Source organism: Methanoplanus limicola DSM 2279 (genome assembly GCF_000243255.1).
GTDB classification, from domain to species: domain Archaea; phylum Halobacteriota; class Methanomicrobia; order Methanomicrobiales; family Methanomicrobiaceae; genus Methanoplanus; species Methanoplanus limicola.
In genome coordinates, this window is record NZ_CM001436.1 from 2375606 (window position 1) to 2397831 (window position 22226).

Below are 22226 nucleotides of genomic sequence, written 5' to 3' on the forward strand. Positions count from 1 at the left end.
CCTAAAGATATTCTTTTATCTGGGCAATAATCTTATCGGGATCTATCGGTTTTTCGATATAACCTGTGCAGCCAAGCGAGAGTGCCTTCTCACGATCGCCTGTCATTGCATAGGAGGTAAGGGCGATTATAGGAATATCGGCTGCCTCCTCTGACTGACGGATTCTCCCTGTCGCCTCAAATCCGTCAATGTCCGGAAGCTGGATGTCCATCAGTATGATGTCCGGCTTCTCTTCAATGGCCTTTTCAACTCCCTTCTTTCCTGTGTCTGCCTCAGTAACCTCAAACCCGTGCTTTTTAAGTATAAACCGTATCAGGTAGAGGTTATTTGGATTGTCCTCAATTACAAGTACTGTCGTCATTCTTCTGTGCACCTAAGCGGTATTGTCAGGGCGAATTCACTGCCCTGCCCTAAAATACTCTTAAACGTAATTCCACCCCCAAGTGCACGGGCTATCTTTTCTGAGAGGTACAGGCCAAGTCCTGTACCTTCGGTAAGTCTGCCCTTTGTATGCACCCTGAAAAACGGCATGAAAAGTCCGGAGATCTTCTCTTCCGGAATTCCAATCCCTGTGTCAGCCACCGAAATTACGGCGGAGTCATCCACGGCCTCTGCCTTTAATGTCACTGTACCTTCATCAGTGAATTTAATGGCATTGCTCACCAGATTGAGCACTATCTGCTTTGTTCTTCTTTCATCACCGTAGATATTAATCATTCCGGGAAGGTCGGATTTAAGGGAGATGCCCTGTTCTTCTGCCTGTTCCTTAAATGAGTCCATGACCTCTTTCAGAACAAAAACAAGGTCAAAGGATGAGTATGAAAGTTCAACGGTTCCGGCCTCTATTTTGCTTATGTCAATTACATCATTTATCAGGCTTAACAGGTGCTTTGAGCTGCTCTGTATAATTTTAAGCTGTGTCTCCTGTTCGTCATTGATCTCCCCGCTCCAGCCTTTCAGAAGTATCCCGGTAAAACCGATTATGGAGTTTAGAGGTGTTCTCAGTTCATGGCTCATTGAGGCGATGAACATTGACTTGAGCCTGTCAAGGTCCTTTAGGTGCTCGTTCGCCTCCGCAAGTTCGGCCGTTCTCGCCTTAACCTCTTCTTCAAGTCCGTCCCTGGCTCTCTTAAGTTCCGCTTTTGCCTGCCTCTCACCTCCCAGTGCCTCTTTAATCTCTCTCTCTTCTGTCTTTATCTTCTCAAGCATCTCCTTAAAGGCAGCTTCAAGAATGCCGATTTCACCCGAGGACTTAACGGTTATCTTCTGGTCAGGGTTTCCGGTCTCGACAATCTTTCTGCTGACCCCGGTCAGTTCTTCAAGTGGTCTTATAATCTCACGGTTCAGGGCAAAGACTGAGATCACAGAGAGCAGTATAAGTCCGGCTATCAGATAGCCAAGGACCATAAAAATTACCTCGTTGGTCTCGGTTTCGATGTCGGAAAACGGGATCAGTATGCCTATCTTCCAACCGGTTTCAGACGATATGCTGTGTACAAGATAGCCTTTATCCGTCCGGATTATGCCGCTCTCTTCAGTGAGGAAACTGAAGGTCCCGTCCTTTAAGAACCGCCTTATGTCGTTATAGTTCTGGGATTCATCTGATGAAGTGAGAACTATGCCGTTTTCATCCGAAATTATCAACTGGCTGCTGCCTTCAGGGTCGATTCCGGATATGAAATCTGATATGCCCTCCAGGGTTATGTCAGCCCCTACAACCCCGTAAAATGTGCCGTTTTCGTCAACAAGGGCCTTTACAACGCCGATGTTCATATCCGGAGTTGTGACAGAACGGTACGTCCCGGTGATAACGACTGAGTCGGGGTTCTCTTCTGCAAGTATGTACCATGGCCGGTCCCTTGGGTCATATGCAGTGTTGTTCCCACGGGGATGTGATCTCACAAATGCGCCATTTTCCCGCCCCATATAAACGGAATTCACATACGGGTTTGTTGTCCGGTAGTTGTTCAGGATTGTTATTATCCCCTGCTCCTGTTCATCCGGGCTTAAAATAAAGGTCTCTTCATCGGCGTTGAGATAATTTGTAAACCCGCTGTCGTCTCTGTCACGGACTGCCGGGTTTTGCGAGAGTTCAAGGACATGGCTTTTTGCCGAGGATATAAACGCTGATATGGAGTGGTCAATGAGGGAGATCTGAAGAGATGAGCTTTCTGTTGCTGATTTCAGGGTCTGTTCATGGATGGCTGAGGGCAGTATTACTCCGACAAGTGCAGTTACCAGAAAGAAAATTATGACAAATATCAGAACTACTCTTGTCTGGAGTTTCATGTCTGAAAATATTCTTTATTAGTATATATACATATCCCGGCTTTATTTCCGGAGAAATCTTTGGGTGAAATTTTATGCCCCAAAAGGTCACAATATTAATGACATTGCAGAGCGATCTGATCTATTATGGATGTATTATCAGTAGATATGATGTGTCTCTTCTGCACTGTTTTGATATGCTCCGATTCCGGCAGTCATCCCTCCATGGTACATGGGGCAGTATATCTATAACAGCAGTTTATTTAAACACGAAATAATAAATTTATGTATTATTTTCCAGAAAGCTGAAGATGTGAATTATGAGCGAAAAAACCGGCAGAAACGATCCCTGTCCATGCGGGAGCGGGAAGAAATACAAGAAATGCTGCATGAATAAAGACCGGCTGGAGGCACAAAAAGATAAGGAGGATGAGAGCCGTTTTGCAGAGGAGTTCCGGAAATATATTGCGAACCATAATGAAGCTGATCTCTTTTCTGAGGAGGAGGAATATGAGGTTTTTGCCCCGATTGAGGTTGACAGGATTCCTGATTACGGGCCTTTCCCGCACGGACACATTCTCTTTGATCAAAATGAACTGAATAATTTTAAAATGAGTCCTCCGGAGCTTTTTTATGACGAGCTGAGCTGTGGTATGGAGCATCAGGAGGAGCTTGATACGCTTGCCTGTGAGGTTAAAATGCCAGGGAGGGAAATCGGGAAAAAAACTGAATATTCTGATGATCCAAAAGTGTTTTTCGGGAGTTTTGATGAGCTGACCTGTATAGGACACTATGCATCAGCGATGAAAAAGGCAGCGGAGTTTGGTCAGGATGCAGGGCATTTTATCTCTGAACGTTTGATTGAGACAGAATCTGAGCATCTGGCAGAGATGTTCGTTAAGATGCTCCATTTCAGCCCGTGTGATTTCAGGCAGGATATTCTGGCAGTTATGAATGCTCCGCCGAAAAGTCCTTATGTACTCTCGATTCTCTGCATTGAGCTGTCATATTATAATATACGGGAGGACGCTAATATGATATGGAACTGCTATAATTTCTTTATGGAGTATTATCCGGATACCAGCCTCTCTGACGGGCCGGTTATTGCACTTACCCGGATGGAATCGCTCCGGTAAATAAACTCAGGTATTATCATGGCTAAAAAAACAGGAAGAAATGACCCGTGCCCCTGCGGAAGCGGGAAGAAATACAAGAAATGTTGTATGAAGAAGGATGAGGAAAAGAGTAAGGAAGATAAGAAATTCTGCATTGAAACATATGATAGAGAAAGTGAGGAGTCTTATGTATCCGGCGGCATTGAGGACCTTTATAATGCGATGTTTGCCGGGAGCGAGTGCGAAGCTCCGGAATTCAGTTTAAAACCGCTGGATGTTGAAGAGATTCCTGATTATGGCACTCCGGAACTGGATGAAGATCTCTTTGAACCTCTAAGAACCAAATGGAATACGGGTATCAGAGAATTTTACAGCGATGCCACACGCGGGATTGATTATCTTGAGAGGAGGGATGATTATGTAATAATCAAAGGTTCTCTTGATGAGGAGTTTACTGAAATGTTCGGGGATTGTAATGACCTGAACGGGTTCTTCAGTTATATTGACGATAATTGTGAGAAGATCAGTGAATCCCTGATGATCAGGATGTCAATGAAGTATGGGTGTTCTGCCGGGCCATATTTATTAGAGAGGATGAATGGGAGTTATGATTCCGAAATTATGGTTTGCTATGCCGATATGATTCATTTCAGTCCGTGTGATTTCAGAGAGGATATTCTTGAACTGATAAATAAACCGGTCAAAGAACCGTTTACTCTCTCAATCCTGTCTCTGATGCTCTTTAGGTATAACAATCCGGATGATTATCAGGTGTTATGGAATTGTTATAATCTGTTTAAGGAGCATTATCCGGATACACTTCTCTTTGAAGGGCCTTTAATTGCTATTCAGCATATCTGGGCTATTGAGAACAATAAGGAGTTTGTAATGGCTTATACTCCGGAATTGCCGGAGTTATGATTATTTCAGCCATACTTTTTTTCATGGCCGGTAAGAAGAGGTCCTCAAATAATTGTTTTTATCATATTGCCACATCAGGCAGTGTTTTTTAAAATAAGCTCTTTGTTGCGCTTTATTGACGGAATTATCTTCACATCGGTCGGCTCTTCTGCTATGACTGCATCGGTAATTTTTCTGTTCATTGCGGCAATCTCTTCGTCTGTGAATTTACCGCCGGTTTCTTCTTTTGTGAGGCCGGAGAAGGTCATAAACTGCTCAATGTCGGATGGTGTCATTATGAATCGTGTCATATATCGGGTGCTTCCTTCTTTAAGTTATTCTGGGTTTTAGATTTAAGTTTCTGTAAAATTGTCCCTGGCTGATAATTTGTGTATATATTTATCTTTTCGATATACCTTAAAAATGTGGATAGGAACAGATATAATCCCGGATTATTTCTGATGATGACCTGTAGTTTACAAAGAATTCAGAAATGAGATCAGCTCATCCACATTTGTGTATGGATTTACTGAAACAGAATGGAGATCCGGGCACTGATTCTCAGTTTCATGAAATTTTCTGAGCCTTTCTGCATTTTTTATCGCGTCTTTCTCTTTCAGCCTCAGAGAGTTATAGATATTATCAACATCCGGTTTATCATAATTTCTTTCATATTGTCTTAGTTTTTCGATAGGCTCCCGGCAGGCAAGATTATCCTGATAATACCGGTAATGCAGGAGAAACCAGAATTCAAAGTCCGGGTTTGAGATGATGAGATTCATGTTTTCAGGCATTTTCTTCATTGCCGATTTAATATCCCCGTCTCTGGCATCATCCAGATCCATAACCAGGAATACTTTATCATTTTTGTTCCTGTTATAGTCCCCTGCCTTTATATTCTGCTTCGCATAACTGACAAGATCTACCGCAGTTTTTCTGTTAGAATGTACTGCCTCAATTCTGATATTCCGGTTACCCCTGAGATCACCTTTTTTGAGCCTGAAGTAATTAATTTCCGTTTCTCCGCTTGAAAAGATCAGTATTAAAGGGTTTATCTGCCGTTTTTGGGATTTTCGAGTTCTTGTCATCCCTAAATACTCCCGTAAAAGATATCCGGCAATCCTCCATAGCGTCCTGAGAGATATGCTTTCTCTACCGAACGATCAACCCGGTCTTCATAGTCAAAAAGGGAGTATAATTCAGTGTTCCTTTTCTCTTTGTTCTTCTCTGTAAACCAGATCTGTTCTCTTCTGAAGAAATCCTGTGAGAGTATCCTTGTATTATGGGTTGTGACGATCAGCTGTGAGTTTGCCTTATTATATTCCTCATCATGAAATATTCTGAGCAGATACATGATAAGATCAGGATGAAGCCTTGTATCAAACTCATCCATCACAAGAATTCTCTGGTGACCTTCAAGGGCATCAAGAAATACTCCAAGCATTTTAAAGAAGACAATGGTTCCTGCGGATTCAAATTCTTCAAATTCCGAAATGAATTCACTGCCATCATCTCGCCTGTGAATACTTTTAAGTTCGGTTTTTGAAAATTCTTCATCTTTCAAAGGCTTGTTTGTTTCTTTTTCAATGATATTTAATATGAAATCCGGAATTTCTGATCTATCCATTTTAATCTTTTCACCGGATACATCTTCAATGTCAAAATCTGCATTTTTAAGAATATTTAAAACTCTCTTCTTATTTTCTTTTGATTTATTCATGTAGTCAATGATGAGATCATCCCTGATTGCAGCAGTCTGTCCGATGTACTGAAGACTGACATTAAACCACTCAAAAACCTCACCAAACGGTTTGTATTCATTATTTGCCTTTGACAAAAAGAGTACATTGTCTCCGGTATGCTTAAATAGCCCCCTTAATTCATCTTCATCCACAGACACCTCAATCTGATCTCTTTTCCGGCAATAAACCCTGATTTCATTTTTATTTTTGAAATAACTCAGTTCCTCAGAGATAATCTCATCTGCATTGTATGAGAATGAATATTTATACTCCTTTTTTCCGCTGATAAAATCTATCTCAAAATATGTAGGCTCCTCATCATACCCACTGCTAAGCATGAACGGAAAATATGGCAGTTTATCCCCTTTATTGAGATTTTTAGACATTAAAACAATAAATTTGATGAGATCAAGTGCACGAATCTGGTTCGTCTTTCCGGATGCGTTGGCACCGTAAATAACTGAACTTTTCAGTAATTTTGTAATGCCGGGAATGCCTTTTATTTTGATTAAATTATGCTTTTTCTTTATCTCTTTTGAAGTCAGCATAGAAAGTGTCGTTTTCTCTGAAATGGAACGGAAATTTTCGACACTGTACTCAATCAGCATGAATATTATAGTGCCCTGAGAGATAATATAATTTATCATTCTACGAAAAAATCGTAGAATCTAACGATCCAAATGAGCATAATTATTAATCGTATATAAATCAATATCATTCACAGCACATTTGTATTACAATAGCACACAGATAAATATACTATTCAGTCTGTGTACAGCCAAATATCGGCAGGAAATCTGTAAAATAAATAAGGGGCAGAAAGATGTACAAATCATTCGGGATTAAAAATTTCAGAGGCTTTAAAGAATTAAAAATAGAGGACTTAAAACGCTTAAATCTGATTGCAGGGAAGAATAATGTTGGAAAAACTGCTGTACTTGAAGCCTTATTCATACACTGTGGCGTGCTGAATCCTGAGTTGGTACCTGTTGTAAATGCAATTAGAGGATATGACATTATTAAACTGAAGAACAGAGTTTCATCAACTGAAACTACCTGGGATTCGATATTTTATAACTACAATACATCCAACAAAATAGAACTTTCCGGAACTTATTCAGACAACCATCGAAGAATGCTGGAAATTTCAATCAAATCCAGCAGAAGAATAAACATCCCTGCTTCAATTAAAGAAGAGAATAACTCATACAATCAGATTCATACCAATTCATCAAATATAATGGATCAGTATTATCCTGCACTCGAATTAAAAAGTACTGAACCCAAAAAAAAGGAATTATCAAATGATATTGTGATATGGCCGGGTGGCATAAGTATAAAGCAGTCTTATAAACCCACAAATGTTAGTTATTTCCTCTCTTCAGGAAGAGTAACAAATCCCAAAGAAAATGCTGAATTATTGGGAGAACTTGAAATTAATCTTAAAAGTGAAGAGATAATACCAATAATGCAGATTATTGAACCAAAACTTATTGCTCTCAATACCATTCCAATGGGTAACACTTCAGTAATTCATGCCAATATTGGTATCGGGAAACTGATTCCGGTATCTCTTCTTGGCGAAGGAATTAATAAATTAATGGCCATAATAATCAGGATAATTAATGCTGAAAATTCCTGTATTTTTATTGACGAAATTGAAAATCGATTCCATTACTCAATAATGAATAAGATTTGGGAAGTCATTGACAGTGTTTCAAAAAAATATAATGTACAGGTTTTTGCAACTACACACAGCCTGGAGTGCATTAAGGCTGCACATGAAACACTGAGCAGCAGTGATTATGATTTTTCTTTAATCAGACTTGATAAAACCGATGATTCAATCATTCCGACATACTATGATTGTGAATCACTTGACATCTCAATTGAGAATGAATTTGAGGTCAGGTAATTCATGACTAACCGGATAACAAAGAAGATCATTCTCATTGTTGAAGGGTGCGATGAGAACCACTTTTTTAATGAATTTTTCAGACATATTACAGATTCAGGAAAGAGTGACGGCATAGTTCCGGATGATATACAGATAATCCCCCTGCATGGTAAAGACAAACTGAAGAAGGAATTAAAGGCCCTTTCAATGACAAGTGAATTTAAATCCGTTGAAAAAAATAGGTATCCTGCAGGATGCCGACAATGATCCCAAACTTGCATTTAATCAGATAGCTGAAACATTAAAAGAGCTAAAATTTACCCCGCCAAAAAAACAGATGTCATTATCCGGAGGAGATCCATCCTGGATAATTATTATAAATCCTATGGATAAACCGGGTATGCTCGAAGATTTAATAGTTGAGAGTTTTTCCGGAGATCATGCAATGAAATGTGTTGACTCATTTCATGAATGTGTTGGTAATAATGGAAAATATAAGCCTAAAAATTATTCCAAAGCCTATTTGCAGACATATTTTTCGTCAAACAATAAATATATAAAAGACATCGGAGTTGCTGCCAAAGAGAGGATACTTGATTTCGATCATGAAGCTTTTGGGAATTTCAGGACCCTGATTAAAATTCTTACGGACCAAAAAAGTAACCCATGAACCAGCCGGTTCACAGATAATATATGAAACAGTGCACTGTATCACAGGAGTTTATTCAGCATGGGCCAGATAATCTCATTGCTGCTAAGAGAATAAATATATCAGGTGAAGAGAATAATTTAAGGTAGATCATGACTGCCGGAAAGAGAAAAAAAGCGGTCCGTCCCGGGTTTCTCCTTTTACTGATAATATCTGTAGCAGTCGCTCTTCTTCTTATCTTCTCTTCAGCGTCCGGAATTTCACTTAGGGATAATATCTATCCCTCCATAACTCCTGAAGGCGATGACACTCCGGTAAATATTACAAACAGTTTCATATTCAGGGGGAAAATCTTTTCAGTAACAGTTCCGGTTGGAAATGATGTCCTTACAGGTGCAGTGAATGCACGAAAGGAGGCACAGATCTTTAAGAGATCTGAGATAACCGATACTCTGAAGAAATATTATGCGGCCTTCATATTCGACCCGGCACAGGACTGCATGTATGACGAACTTTCTTCGGCCTTAAATGAGATAAAAGCCGCCGAAAACCTCTCAGATTCCTAATATGTCGATCTGATGGCTTCGTTTGTCCGGGCTATTCCGTACCGGGGAAATGCAACTGACAGAGGGGGCAGATTTCCGGCTGAAACCCTCGCTTACGGCGGCGACTGTGACAGCAAGAGTTCCCTTTTAATCGGAATGCTTGCACATGAAGGGTATAATGTTTCCATGCTGATGTTTCCAAAAGTCCGGCATACAGCAGTCGGGGTTGCTTCAGATGGTCCCGAATACAAAAATTCCGGCTATATATACATCGAAACAACCACAGTCTCACCTGCCGGATTTATACCCGATATTGTAAAAGATGCGGAGAGATTTTTGGTTATTCATTACGGGGACGGTGACAGGAGGTACCCGTAAAACAAAACATATTGAATTCAATAGAATTCGTCCGCTGTGATGATTCCGAAAGAGAAAAACATCTGAGAATAACTATAAATAAATCAATATCGCAGATAAGTCAGAGAGATTCCGGCCGCAAAAACTCCCTGACAAAGAACGGGTAGAGTAATATTGAGAGATTTCAGGAACGCTGCCGTATCAGGGAAGAGAGAGAAAGATCAGAGAGAAAGATCATAAACAGAATAATAATCGGGTACTAATCGGGTACTAATCGGGTACTAATCGGGTACTAATCGGGTACTAATCGGGTACTAATCGGGTAATGGTTGTAAAAAACTATTATGGGTGAAAGGCCGGAATTGTTCAAAAATCAGGCAATACAACGCTTTTAAACCTGAAAATTATTGTTCTGGATATGTTTTGATTTTTTTGAAAGTTCAGAATAGTATCAAATTTTATAATTTGTACCTCTTCCTTTTCCACACTTCTTAAATAACTCAATTGAAACAAGTTCTCTAAGCTCTTTTTTTGCAATAGTAGTGGATACTGAATTTATTTCCTGATATATTCTATTGCTGATATCCCCATTTTCAATAACATATTCTACAGCCCGGAGCTGACGGGCGTTTAAATCTCTATTTTTTATGAGGCTATCAAGATTGACAGACTTTCTGAAATAAGCTGAAAAACCGCCAAATTCTTCTTTAAATTCAGGTTCAGGTAGACCTGATTCAAAAATAGCTTTACAAATTCTATTTATACCTGATCCCCACACCTCAATAAAACCAGATCTGTATATAACATCTGCAATTAGTGGGTTTCTTTGAACAGATGAATGTAACCTTTTCAAATCGTCAATACTAATTCCATCAGGAAGTCCTCCGGGATTATGAAACCAGATGAAATCATCAAAAATCTTAATTTGTGTCTGCCGGTTAGACATAAAATAATCCCGGTGAACCAGAGCATTTAAAAGTGCTTCCCTTATTGCATCAATTGGATAATCCCAAATTTCTTCCCGCTTAAATGAATCTCCGGTAATATTATATCGAATGTTAATAAAAGACAATATTGCCTCTTCAGCACCTTCAATCTGCCTGAAAAGATTCCCGTTTACGACTTTATCTCCAATAATTATATTTTCATCTTTAAAGTGACCAACTCTGACAATAGCATTTATAAAATATTTCCTGGGATTTTTACCAAAGAGAATTATTGCGCCATTTGTAAGTTTTCCATTACAGATTAGACCTAAATGACTGAGTATATCATAAATATTTTCTTTAAATGCAGATTCGGGCATTCTCCCGGATTTAACAGACATTTTTACAAAATCACCCACAGATCCAGGATCAATTTCATCAATGTCGTAATCTCCGGCAATACAGTCCCACTGACTTGAATTCAAAAAATAATTTCTCAGATCTTCAGATTGCATTTCGCGTGTAGTGTTTCCAATTCTTTTATAATATCTACCTTCAAAAGAAACAGGGCATGAACTTTTGGCCACTTTAATTTTGAGAACTTCCTTGCCATTAACTGAAAACGATTCTATTACCGGATGAATTAACAATTTATTGACGATATTGTCACTTATCTGCTTAAGGTTATCATTGGAACAATCAAAACCAATAACATTTTTATCATCTGCTACACCAACAAGAACAGATCCTCCATCCGTATTTGAAAATGCACATAATGTTTTGTACATTCCCTTCACAACCGATTCTTTGAATTCAATCTGCTGGTTCTCAGTACCCAATAAAATTTCTTCAACTCTCATTTAGATATTAGATCTCCATAATTCCTGACAATGTAATTTAGATAATTATAATCTCTCTGTGAGGATATTAATAAATATGCAATCATTCAATATCTGCATAATTAATATTCCCGCCCTTATTTTCCGGCATCAGAATTAATAAACCTGAAGGAGAGTATAAACATAGCCACCATATGTGAACAGTCATGACTGCCGGAAAGAGAAAAAAAGCGGTCCGTCCCGGGTTTCTCCTTTTACTGATAATATCTGTAGCAGTCGCTCTTCTTCTTATCTTCTCTTCAGCGTCCGGAATTTCACTTAGGGATAATATCTATCCTTCCATAACTCCTGAAGGCGATGACACTCCGGTAAATATTACAAACAGTTTCATATTCAGGGGGAAAATATTTTCAGTAACAGTTCCGGTTGGAAATGATGTCCTTACAGGTGCAGTGAATGCACGAAAGGAGGCACAGATCTTTAAGAGAACTGAGATAACCGATACTCTCAGAGAATATTATGCGGCCTTCATATTCGACCCGGCACAGGACGGCATGTATGACGAACTTTCTTCGGCCTTAAATGAGATAAAAGCCGCTGAAAATCTTTCAGACTCAGAATATGTCGATCTGATGGCTTCGTTTGTCCGGGCTATTCCGTACCGGGGAAATGCAACTGACAGAGGGGGCAGATTTCCGGCTGAAACCCTCGCTTACGGCGGCGACTGTGACAGCAAGAGTTCCCTTTTAATCGGAATGCTTGCACATGAAGGGTATAATGTTTCCATGCTGATGTTTCCAAAAGTCCGGCATACAGCAGTCGGGGTTGCTTCAGATGGTCCCGAATACAAAAATTCCGGCTATATATACATCGAAACAACCACAGTCTCACCTGCCGGATTTATACCCGATATTGTAAAAGATGCAGAGAGATTTTTGGTTATTCATTACGGGGACGGTGGTAAGAGTTATTTAACGGATAATTAAAACCCCAAAAATAATGTATTATCGGCTAAATGGTATAACTTCAGAAGGCATCATCAATTCAGCCACATGAAAAAAACATGATGTCAAATTATAATTCAAAATTATTCATATAAATGGATTATAAATTTCAAGTCCATGAATATTATTAAAATCACCTTCATTTCTGGTGATGAGATTTAAGTCATAATTTATAGCTGTTGCTGCAATAACGGCATCAGGCAGTTTAATTTTGTATTTTCTTCTTAAGTCAATTGTAATCTCAGAAATTTCTTTATTTAAGGAAAATATTCTGGAATAACTCATGAATTCAACAGCTTTCCTGTAACCTGTTTCTGTATGGCCGGACCACCCCAGAAACTCAATATTTGTGATTATTGAAGTATTAAACAAATTTTTCAGGATTTTTTCAGGATTTTTTCAGGATTTTTTCAACATTAAATAGAGATTCTGAAGGTATCCGGTCTGCAAAATAATATATTAAGATGTTTGTATCAAAGAGATATTTTAGCATTCTCTTACCCATTCATCCCGTAAATTCCGGATATCTTCATCCAGATCCAGATCAATGTTTTTGTAAATTCCTCTGAAATCCTGCGGCCTGAATTCAATATCGTCCCTTATTTTCATCTCTTCTTCATCCCAGATCTCTATCGGGATAATAACTCCCGTTTTGTTTCCTTTTGAATCGTAAACATACTGAAGAGTTGCCATAATATCACATTCCGGCTAATATTTATTCTAAAGACAATTTATCTTTTATCTGATCATATGCTGTTTTTATCATAAATAATGTTTTTTGATCCAATGACATTGAAAGGGACCGGACTTTTCCTGTGCCATCTCAGGACCTGCCAGACTTATACCTGAATCAGAAAACCGGAATACACAAATTCCGGATATACATACATAGAAACGACCACAGTCTCACCTGCCGGATTTATACCCGATATTGTAAAAGATGCAGAGAGATTTTATGTAATTCCATACGGGGACGGCGGTAAGAGTTATTCATAAAAGTGAATGTCAGACTGTAAATGTAAATTCCTCATTACAATAATTCAGCCTGAAAGGAGAATTTGAGAATAACTATAAATAAGACAGTATCACAGATACATCAGATACATTTTAACCGCAAAAACCCCTGACAAAGGGCGGGCAAAGTAATATTGAGAGATTTCGGGGATGTTGCCCGTATCTGATAAGAGATCTCAGGACTATAAAATATGAAAACAACGGTATATTACTTCACAGGAACCGGAAACAGCCTGTGGGTTTCAAAGGGCCTTGCAGAGAGGCTCTCGGAGAAGACAGGTATGAGCACTGATTTCTGCCGGGGCGAAACAGAGTTAATCCCAATAGCAAAAGTGATGAGAAACAAAAATCCGGTGAAATGCCCAAAAGGTGCTGTGGGCATAGTCTGCCCGGTGTACCAGTGTGGAATTCCTCTCATAGTATCTGAATTCATAGAGAAAGCCGACTTTAAACTTCCGGATTATATCTTCATAATCCTGACATATGGGTCACATACTGCATCTGCTGAAGATATTGCATATGATCAGATGAAAGAGTCCGGAAGGGCACCGGATTATGTAAATAAGATTAAGATGGCAGATAATTACCTGCCGTTATTTACACCGCCTTCCGGCGAGAAACTTGATTCGCTCATGAAATCCGCTGAAGCTGAACTTGAAGCGGTTGCCGCAGATATTGCCGCAAGGAAGAAGAAAATCCCGAAGTCCGGAATTTTTGCAGACCTGATTACAAAATTCATGTACGGCGATCTCAGAAGAAAAGGGCATGCTAAGGACAAAAAATTTCATGCAGATGATTCATGCAATGGCTGCGGGACATGCGAAAAGGTCTGTCCGGTCGGAAATATCACAATAGAGAACCAAAGACCAGCCTGGCACCATAACTGTGAGTTCTGCTTTGCCTGCCTGCACCTCTGCCCGAAGAAGGCCATACAATACAAAAATTCCACAAAGAAGAAGCCAAGATACAAAAATCCGGAGATAAAAATCAGCGAATTGATGAGACGTTGATTGAATGCCGGAATAGTCAGCGAAGTCAGATAATTAATGATACATATTCTGTTTTCGATGACCTCAAGTTATTTTGTCGGAATAGTCAGCGAAGTCAGATAATTAATGATACATATCCTGTTTTCGATGACCTCAAGTTATTTTGTCGGAATAGTCAGCGAAGTCAGATAATTAAATGAGACGTTGATTACCTTTTATAGGAGGCATCAGCGAAGTGAACGGGCAGATCTCTGCAAATATTACGGGATGAAACGGGTAAATGGCCCCGGATATTATCGGACCGCAAAAAAGAGAAAGATAAAGTCTGAAAATAAAAAAAAGACGGAGGTGAACTGAGTTATTTCTCCCACTTATCCCTGCTGCTTACCGGACGTTCAAGTATCTCATATCCGGACTCAAATTCACGCTCGACATCTCCGAGATACTGATCAACCCTCTGGCGTCTCTCTGCCCACTCGTTCACTGAGGAGTGTTCGATCATGTCAATCTCGACACATGCCTGGCTTTTCAGACTTTCAAGATTAACAAACCATGACTCAAGCTCTTTGCATACATCTTCAGAGACATCTTTCATTCTCGTTTTGATGTCCTTTTCCATACCGTTAACATCTTTAACACGTGCGATTGCCTGATCAAGGAATTGTCGCTGAGATTCACTTAATTTATGTCCCTTATCTGTTTCTGCCATGATAAATACCCCCTATCCGGGATTGCGGGATATTGTCTTTAATAATATATACTTCTTTTCATGCCGGAGATTTGTGTGATATCCGGAATTTATCACCAAATTCATTTCAAAAATATTATTTGATTTTAATTTATAGAGTAATACAATATGCAGCTCTCAAATGGAATCTATGAACAAGTAATTAATGAGTATATCTCCGGCAAACTAAAATTACTTGATGAATCATGGAAGCCAGAGAAAGATAAGATTGACATCGAAGATTCAAAGGCAATTCTTGCGAATTATCTATCATTAATAATCAGAAGAGCACTTGGCCATATTAAAGAAAAAAACCGGAGTATTGAAGATCAGATCGCCGCATGCAACCACATAATACATTACCTCTCCGAAATTTCCGGTGAGGGATCTATAAATGAATGCCATATTGGAGAAGAAGCTGAGATACTCCTCTCCTTATATGACAAAGTAAATTTTCCGGAGATTACATCCAGATCAATTATCCGGCCGGAGACCTCAATTGCCCAGAGCAGCCTTTTTACAGGTGCTGCGATAGAGCCGAGTATGGCAGGAGAACTAAAAAAAGAGATCCTCTCATCTGACAGAATTGAGATTCTGGTCTCTTTTATTAAATGGGGTGGCATCCGTATAATTGCAGATGAATTGCAGGAATTTTCAAATTCCGGCAAAAAAATCCGGATAATTACCACTTCGTACATGGGTGCAACAGATTACAAGGCGGTTGAATTTTTAGAAGGTCTTGCAAACTGTGAGGTCAAAATCTCATATGATACAAAAAGAACAAGACTGCATGCAAAATCATATACTTTTTACAGGGACAATGGTTTTTCAACAAGCTATATCGGTTCATCCAATCTCTCAAACCCGGCAATTACAAGCGGACTTGAATGGAATGTGAAGATTACAGAGAAAGATAATTTTGACCTTTTAGAGAAAGTTAAGGCAACTTTTGAGACATATTGGAATGACTCTGAGTTTATAACTTTCAGGCCGGAAGATTCTGTCATCTTAAAAGAAGCCCTAAAACTTGAGAAGGGTGAAATTCCGGGTGACAAAACTCTCTGTGCCTTTGAGATTAAACCTTATTATTACCAGAAGGAGATCTTAGAGAAGCTTAAATCCGAAAGAGAAATTCACAAAAGTTTCAAAAACCTCATCGTTGCAGCAACAGGTACAGGAAAGACGGTCATATCTGCTTTTGACTATAAGGATTTTTATAAATCGAAGTTCAACACCGGGAATTACCCCAAACTCTTATTTGTTGCACACAGAGAAGAGATACTTAAACAGAGCCTTTACACATTCAGGGGGATTTTAAGGGATCAGAATTTCGGAAATCTTCTTGTAGGCAGCCATGAGCCGGACTCACTGGATCATCTGTTCATTTCTGTTCAGAGTTTTAACAGCCGGAATTTATGGGAATATACGAAGCCGGATTATTATGATATGATCATTGTTGATGAGTTTCATCATGCCGCTGCACCGTCATACAATAAACTGCTCTCATACTATAATCCTAAAATTCTGGTAGGCCTTACGGCAACTCCTGAGAGAATGGATAACTTAGATATTCTGGAGTATTTTGACGGGAAGATTGCTGCCGAAATAAGACTTGCTGAAGCAATCGACAGAAAATTACTCTCTCCCTTCCACTATTTCGGAGTGACAGATATTGTCGATCCCGATTCTGTTAAATGGAGTCGTGGAGGTTATGACAGAAATGAGCTCTCAAAGGTTTATACAGGAAATACAGAGAGGGCGTATCATATTGCAGATTCTATTCAAAAATATGTTACCGAGATTTCCGGTGTTGCCGGACTTGGATTTTGTGTGAGTATTGAGCATGCAATATTCATGGCTGAGACATTTAATAAGCTGGGGATTAGATCAGCAGCCCTTCATTCAAAGAGCAGCAGGGAAGAGAGAGATTTAATTCAGGGAAAGCTTACAAAAAGAGAGATAAACTTCATCTTTGTCATTGATCTCTATAATGAGGGTGTTGATATCCCTGAAATTGATACCGTCCTCTTTTTACGGCCGACTGAGAGTATTACAGTATTTCTTCAGCAGCTTGGAAGGGGGCTCAGGCTGCATGAGGATAAGGAGTGTTTAACAGTGCTTGATTTTGTTGGCCGGCAGAATGAGCACTATCGGTTTGGGGATAAACTTTCATCAATTCTTGAAGTGTCAGCTTGTTCTGTAATGAATCAAATCAAGACCGGAAATTTCATGCTTCCGAGAGGTTGCCATATACATCTTGAAAAAGTTGCAATGGATAAGATACTTGAAAATATAAGAGCCAATCTCAATAATAAGAGAAATCTGACAAACCTTATTAGAAATTTTGAATCTGATTCAGGACTGACGCTTAATCTTAAAAATTTCCTTGATTATCATGCCATAAATCCGGCGGATCTCTATTCAGCCGCCACTTTTACTGAACTATGCAAAAATGCCGGATTTTTAACCCATTGTGCCATTACTAAAGATGACGAATTTACAGTGCATAATAAACTCCTGAAAGATGCTGTTTACAGGTTGATAACCGTTAATTCAGTCAGTTTAATTGGAGAGATCATCAGGCTTCTCAAAAATCCGGATGAGCTGCCTGAATTTACCAGGTCCTCCTATGGCAGGAAAGTCATCTCAGTTCTTTATTATTCGGCATATAATGCTCCGGTCTTGGATGAACCTGATTCTGAGAGAATCTTTTCCGGAATTTTTGATAATGAATGGATTAGAGATGAAATTATCAGTGCCCTTGAATATGTTACAGGAAAGATAAATTTCATAGAAAAACCGCTTGATTTGGGATTTAATACCCCACTTAAGCTTCACTGCACATATTCAAGGGATCAGATTTTCGCCGGACTTGGATATTATACTCCAAATGAAAAACCACCCAGAGGATCACGTGAGGGCGTTGTGCATTTCAGGGAGAAAAATCTGGATGTATTCTTTATAACTCTCAATAAGACTGAGAAATATTTCTCTCCATCGACCATGTATGAAGATTATGCTGTTAATGAGAGGCTCTTTCACTGGCAGTCCCAGAGCACGACTTCAGAGAATTCCAAAACCGGAAAGAGATACATGAACCAAAAAGAAAATTCCGGCAAGGTCCTCCTTTTCGCAAGGGAGTCCAAAAAAATTCAGGGCAGAACAAGACCATACCTATGCCTTGGAACGGCAGAATATGTAAGTCACACCGGCAGCCGGCCAATGAATATAATCTGGAGACTTGATGAGGAGATGCCGGCAGGATTTTTAAAGGTTGCCATGAAGATGACGTGAGAATAAATACCTATATTCTTCTAAATTCATAACGAGAATGAGCGTTTTCAGAAAACTGACAATATATCAGCCTAGTTGCAATTTAACGAATAGTACGCCAAATTATTCTCATAAATATATGCCACTGGGAATGCAGATTAAAGGGAATAAAAGTTTGAATGACGTTAGATGCCCCAACCTTTCATCAAAAATTAGGGAGTTTTGAGAACATAAGATAATGTTATGATGATTAAATCAATATCCTATCAATCAACATTATAATCTCTAATTAATTTCTATTTTTGCATTATTCCTATCATTTTAGGGATAAATATATAGCAATTGAATTCTGATCTATAAGATGTTCAGATCATTTTAAATTACAATTAGGAAAAAATCCAGCAAAAAATATCAGAAAATTAGACTTGAGATACTAAAATAACTAACCCACATAACTGCATATATCTGCAATTATATAATACCACCAATCACGAGATTGAAACTTAATACAGACTTACATCAAATACAACAAATTGTGATTAAAACAAGGGGATTACAATGATCTGGGGAGATGAAATAAATTCATGCATTCAAAAATATGTGACGCAATAAAAACCAAAAATCAGATAAAAATTATTTATGATGGACAAACAAGGATTATTAATCCACATTTAATTGGAATACATCATAAATCTGGAAAAAAGACATTAAGAGCATATCAAGTTGGTGGACACAGCAATTCAGGAAAAATACCAGACTGGAGAATGTATTCTATTGACAAAATCAGCAGTGTTTCTCATTTAGATAATTCTTTTGAAATTAATCAAGGTTATAATCCAAATGACAGTCATATGTCATCAATCATATGTAGAGTATAGTTAACCAGACAATACTTATTCAAACCATTTTTATGAAGATCAAATCAATTTCCGTTTGCAATTATAAATGTCATCGCATAATAGAAAATCTACCATTTCATGAATTTACAACATTAATAGGTGAGAATGATTCAGGAAAAACTGCAATCATTGATTTCCTGGAAATAATGCTTACAAACGCAATTCCAAAATTTGAGGACTATTATAGATATCTTGCTCTAGATCCACAAAGTGGACATGATCATGAAGTTACAGCGGAAGACATTTCAGGTGAGGTCATCTTCATCGTTGATGAAGATGAAATTATGGACATTCCAGATTATCTAGATGAAAACGGCTGTTTCAGGCTGAAAAAAGAATTTACTTCTGAAGATAATCATACATATCTATACACTCAGAGATATTCAGATGAACGGTTTTACAATTACAAAAAGATGAATGCCAATGATCTTGGGGTTTTTGTTGAAGAGTTAAGATTATCTCCAAAAGAAGGAACCAAGTTTAACAATCAGGATGAGAGAAAAACCGCAGTAAAAGATTACATTCAAATCAAGTCCCAAGAAATTCCTTCTAGCTTGGATTGGCATGAAATAAATTTCAAGGATATTCAAAATTTCCTTCCAAAGCTTATTCGCTATAATGTAGATGATTACAACAATCCCGAAAATCTTATCTTCAAAGTGCTGAAAGAATCCTTTGAGGATGAACTTTATTGTAAAGACCAAAATGGAATTAAAAAGCTGAGAGATCAAAAAATTCAGGATGCAATGGATCGTGCAAAAGAGAGGTTAAACGAAGAGTCCGGGCAATTCCTAAAACATCTCCAGAAATTTAATCGGAGGATCGATTCAATCAGCATTGAGCCTGAGATTGATCTTACTTCCGGTCTGAAACAGACTCCTGTAAAAATCAAAGAAAAATACGAACCTTATCAATATCTGAATAACAAAGGTTACGGAACTAAAAGAAGGATGTATCTTGCAATATTTGAATGGAATAAGGAAGTTCTCTCAGGGATTGATCAGGATTATGCAATACGGTGTTATGATGAACCCGACAATAATCTACATATTGAAGCTCAGAGAAGCTTATTCAGGACCCTTAGATCAGTAGTTGATGATTCCAAAGGGAAAAATCAGGTAATCCTATGTACCCATTCACTCTTTATGATAGATTCTGTATCCTCTTCCTCAATAAACCTACTGAGGAATTGCCATGGAAGTACTGAAATAGATTATTTAAAATCAGATGATGACCCTACAATTCAGGAGTTTATTTCTCTGATGTGTAGGGAAATGGGACTTTCAAATAGCCATCTCTTCTTTGAGAAGTGCTTCATTATTATTGAAGGACCTACTGAATCAAATTTTATTCCTCAGGCATACAGAAAACTATATAATTCTTCTATGGCAGAAGATGGAATTACACTTATTGAACTTGGTGGAAACGGAGCCGCTCTGAATTTCTTAAAACTTCTAATGAAAAATAAGAGTGACCTAATAATCCTATTCCTTGACAACGATACTAAAAGAATCAGAAGGGAGAAATTGCTCACTGATGATATGATTTCTTCTTCAGGAATGACAGAAAGCGATTACAGGATGTCTGTCGATAATTTTTTTAAGGAGAGGTTAATTTATATTGGAGAGAAGGAATTTGAGGATACATTTTCCAATGAAGTAATATTAAGCGTTTTAAACAGATATAGGCCAAAAAAGGATGAAAAATTGTGGATTGATGAAGATATACGGAAGATGCGAGAGAAGAACAAATTTTCAGATGAAATAATTTCATGTGTAGCAAAAGAATGTAAACCAAACTATCTTAATAAACCTGAACTTGGAACTTTTCTTGCTTCTTTAATTGAAAAGGAAGATATTCCACAGACTGTAAAAGATCTTTTTAGTAAAGCCAGAGATATTTCAGGTGTAGAATTTTTGTAGAAAATTATGGATGTAACAGGCTGTTCAAATGGTTCTCCTGACATCAAAACTGGTTCAGGATATGGAATCAGAATCAAATCAAAGGATCGTGATCTATTTTTCCAGAAAGAATGGAACTCTGTTGAGGTTATAATCGATAGTGAAAAGTTTATTGAAGTTTCGATCTCAAAATCTTTTTGGAATACTTGTATTGAACTAAAAAGTAAGGAGATCGGCAGGTGGATGCTTGATAATAATCATGCACCATGGCCGAAATATAAGACTCCTAAATTTAAGCTGGAGCCTTCAGAAAACCGAAGATTTATACTTACAAATAATCAGAAATAGATTTTAAACTATGAAATTTAATGATGTGTGTATTATTATGGCAAAGTCATAATTACAAATATTATTTATTACATCGAGAATATCCGCAAGAGAGAGATCGACCTCACGCGACATAGACGACCTCACTCATCACATCGTCACGGATATGTGGGTTTAAACCGTCATATGTGACAAGGTCAACACTTCTCTCAAAGATGGATTCAGGATAGAATTTAAGTTCCATATAATTGTCAAAAGTCTTTTCTCCTTCCCTGAATTCAACAAATACATCAACATCACTCTTTGGGGTATCTGTTCCCCTGGCACATGAGCCGAATATGCCAATCCTTAATACCCCGAATTTTTGAAATATTTCAGCCTCATATTTTATCAGGAGGTTAATTGGTGATGTTATGTGTGACAGTGCAGATGACATGGTGTGTGGTATAGTTGTAGCATTCAGTGGGTTATCATTATTACCATTATTCTCTGATGTTTTCAGGTTATCTAATGAGCCAGTTTTTTCTGTTGATTTTGAATTATATGATGTATTCATTTTCTGTACCGGACATATGTTCTTAGATAATAAATAACTGCTGCTTACCCGGGATTTTCTGCCTGTAAGAAATTACCAGGTCACCGATCATACAGAAATCTGTCATTAACTATTATCCATATCTCCGGATAATTCTGATTTAAGATTAACTAATGTCCAACAATACATACAGTGAAAATTAACTAAAATGGGACATATTATAATGCAAGTATTAACTAATAATGAACAAAAGATAATGTAAGAATTAACAAAAATTCATAAAAATATAACATACACTAAAACATTATATCCTGTCACG

The 22226-nt window shown here is 38.1% G+C and carries 23 protein-coding genes; 13 read left to right on the forward strand and 10 right to left on the reverse strand.

Annotation, left to right across the window (positions count from 1 at the left end; translation table 11 throughout):
• Position 1: 1 nt before the first annotated feature.
• Positions 2–361, reverse strand: a complete 360-nt coding sequence (locus METLIM_RS11140; protein WP_004078549.1) for a response regulator — start codon at positions 359–361, stop codon at positions 2–4.
• A complete protein-coding gene (locus METLIM_RS11145; RefSeq protein WP_004078550.1) occupies positions 358–2289 on the reverse strand; it encodes an ATP-binding response regulator in 1932 nt (643 codons plus the stop codon). Before METLIM_RS11145 ends, METLIM_RS11140 begins: the two co-directional genes overlap by 4 nt.
• A 299-nt stretch (positions 2290–2588) precedes the next feature.
• Between METLIM_RS11145 and METLIM_RS17190 the strand changes: the two genes are divergently transcribed.
• Entirely contained in the window at positions 2589–3404 is an 816-nt protein-coding gene (locus METLIM_RS17190) for a YecA family protein (protein WP_004078551.1), read from the forward strand.
• Positions 3405–3422: 18 nt separating this feature from the next.
• Complete coding sequence (locus METLIM_RS17195) at positions 3423–4304, forward strand: YecA family protein (RefSeq protein ID WP_004078552.1); 882 nt, start codon at positions 3423–3425, stop codon at positions 4302–4304.
• Positions 4305–4378: 74 nt separating this feature from the next.
• Here the strand turns inward: METLIM_RS17195 and METLIM_RS11160 are convergent, their stop codons facing one another.
• The 3 genes from METLIM_RS11160 to METLIM_RS11170 all read right to left on the reverse strand — a co-directional run bounded on the left by METLIM_RS11160 (position 4379) and on the right by METLIM_RS11170 (position 6633).
• The gene (locus METLIM_RS11160; protein WP_004078553.1) at positions 4379–4594 is read right to left on the reverse strand and encodes a hypothetical protein; all 216 of its coding nucleotides are present in this window, start codon (positions 4592–4594) and stop codon (positions 4379–4381) included.
• 165 nt (positions 4595–4759) lie between these two features.
• Positions 4760–5371, reverse strand: coding sequence for an RloB family protein (locus METLIM_RS11165; RefSeq protein WP_004078554.1), 612 nt, complete (start codon positions 5369–5371; stop codon positions 4760–4762).
• Positions 5372–5373: 2 nt separating this feature from the next.
• Positions 5374–6633 (reverse strand): AAA family ATPase, encoded by a 1260-nt coding sequence (locus METLIM_RS11170; protein ID WP_004078555.1) that lies wholly within the window; start codon positions 6631–6633, stop codon positions 5374–5376.
• Between the two features lie 215 nt (positions 6634–6848).
• Here METLIM_RS11170 and METLIM_RS11175 point away from each other — a divergent pair, with 215 nt between their 5' ends.
• The 5 genes from METLIM_RS11175 (at position 6849) to METLIM_RS11190 (ending at position 9494) form a co-directional block, all read left to right on the forward strand.
• Positions 6849–7940 (forward strand): AAA family ATPase, encoded by a 1092-nt coding sequence (locus METLIM_RS11175; RefSeq protein WP_004078556.1) that lies wholly within the window; start codon positions 6849–6851, stop codon positions 7938–7940.
• Between the two features lie 3 nt (positions 7941–7943).
• Positions 7944–8189, forward strand: coding sequence for a hypothetical protein (locus METLIM_RS15740; RefSeq protein WP_052300915.1), 246 nt, complete (start codon positions 7944–7946; stop codon positions 8187–8189).
• Positions 8137–8592: a DUF3226 domain-containing protein gene (locus METLIM_RS15745; RefSeq protein ID WP_157202300.1), complete on the forward strand. Its 456-nt coding sequence runs from the start codon at positions 8137–8139 to the stop codon at positions 8590–8592. Before METLIM_RS15740 ends, METLIM_RS15745 begins: the two co-directional genes overlap by 53 nt.
• Positions 8593–8723: 131 nt before the next feature.
• Positions 8724–9137, forward strand: coding sequence for a hypothetical protein (locus METLIM_RS11185; RefSeq protein WP_048145949.1), 414 nt, complete (start codon positions 8724–8726; stop codon positions 9135–9137).
• Positions 9138–9149: 12 nt separating this feature from the next.
• Positions 9150–9494: a hypothetical protein gene (locus METLIM_RS11190; protein ID WP_048145950.1), complete on the forward strand. Its 345-nt coding sequence runs from the start codon at positions 9150–9152 to the stop codon at positions 9492–9494.
• 430 nt (positions 9495–9924) lie between these two features.
• On the opposite strand, the gene METLIM_RS11195 is transcribed toward METLIM_RS11190, so the two are convergent.
• Positions 9925–11259 carry an ATP-binding protein gene (locus METLIM_RS11195; RefSeq protein WP_004078557.1) on the reverse strand — a complete coding sequence of 445 codons (1335 nt, stop codon included), beginning with the start codon at positions 11257–11259 and terminating at the stop codon, positions 9925–9927.
• Between the two features lie 185 nt (positions 11260–11444).
• On the opposite strand from METLIM_RS11195, the gene METLIM_RS11200 reads away from it, so the two are divergent.
• A complete protein-coding gene (locus METLIM_RS11200; RefSeq protein WP_004078558.1) occupies positions 11445–12224 on the forward strand; it encodes a hypothetical protein in 780 nt (259 codons plus the stop codon).
• A gap of 105 nt (positions 12225–12329) precedes the next feature.
• Here the strand turns inward: METLIM_RS11200 and METLIM_RS17200 are convergent, their stop codons facing one another.
• Both METLIM_RS17200 and METLIM_RS11210 read right to left on the reverse strand, forming a co-directional pair.
• Complete coding sequence (locus tag METLIM_RS17200) at positions 12330–12614, reverse strand: type II toxin-antitoxin system VapC family toxin (protein ID WP_004078559.1); 285 nt, start codon at positions 12612–12614, stop codon at positions 12330–12332.
• Positions 12615–12728: 114 nt separating this feature from the next.
• Positions 12729–12935, reverse strand: coding sequence for a hypothetical protein (locus METLIM_RS11210; protein WP_004078560.1), 207 nt, complete (start codon positions 12933–12935; stop codon positions 12729–12731).
• Positions 12936–13447: 512 nt separating this feature from the next.
• Here METLIM_RS11210 and METLIM_RS15750 point away from each other — a divergent pair.
• A complete protein-coding gene (locus tag METLIM_RS15750; protein ID WP_004078561.1) occupies positions 13448–14266 on the forward strand; it encodes an EFR1 family ferrodoxin in 819 nt (272 codons plus the stop codon).
• A 337-nt stretch (positions 14267–14603) separates the two neighbouring features.
• Here the strand turns inward: METLIM_RS15750 and METLIM_RS11220 are convergent, their stop codons facing one another.
• Positions 14604–14954 (reverse strand): hypothetical protein, encoded by a 351-nt coding sequence (locus METLIM_RS11220; RefSeq protein ID WP_004078562.1) that lies wholly within the window; start codon positions 14952–14954, stop codon positions 14604–14606.
• A gap of 147 nt (positions 14955–15101) precedes the next feature.
• Here METLIM_RS11220 and METLIM_RS11225 point away from each other — a divergent pair, with 147 nt between their 5' ends.
• The 4 genes from METLIM_RS11225 (at position 15102) to METLIM_RS11235 (ending at position 21393) form a co-directional block, all read left to right on the forward strand.
• Positions 15102–18266 (forward strand): DUF3427 domain-containing protein, encoded by a 3165-nt coding sequence (locus METLIM_RS11225; protein ID WP_004078563.1) that lies wholly within the window; start codon positions 15102–15104, stop codon positions 18264–18266.
• 563 nt (positions 18267–18829) lie between these two features.
• On the forward strand, positions 18830–19123 hold the full coding sequence (locus tag METLIM_RS16685) for a WYL domain-containing protein (protein WP_004078564.1): 294 nt from the start codon (positions 18830–18832) through the stop codon (positions 19121–19123).
• 32 nt (positions 19124–19155) lie between these two features.
• The gene (locus METLIM_RS11230; RefSeq protein WP_004078565.1) at positions 19156–21066 is read left to right on the forward strand and encodes an AAA family ATPase; all 1911 of its coding nucleotides are present in this window, start codon (positions 19156–19158) and stop codon (positions 21064–21066) included.
• A 6-nt stretch (positions 21067–21072) separates the two neighbouring features.
• Positions 21073–21393: a hypothetical protein gene (locus METLIM_RS11235; RefSeq protein ID WP_004078566.1), complete on the forward strand. Its 321-nt coding sequence runs from the start codon at positions 21073–21075 to the stop codon at positions 21391–21393.
• A gap of 103 nt (positions 21394–21496) precedes the next feature.
• Here METLIM_RS11235 and METLIM_RS11240 read toward each other — a convergent pair whose 3' ends face one another.
• The gene (locus tag METLIM_RS11240; protein ID WP_004078568.1) at positions 21497–21928 is read right to left on the reverse strand and encodes a nucleotidyltransferase family protein; all 432 of its coding nucleotides are present in this window, start codon (positions 21926–21928) and stop codon (positions 21497–21499) included.
• Positions 21929–22226: the final 298 nt, after the last annotated feature.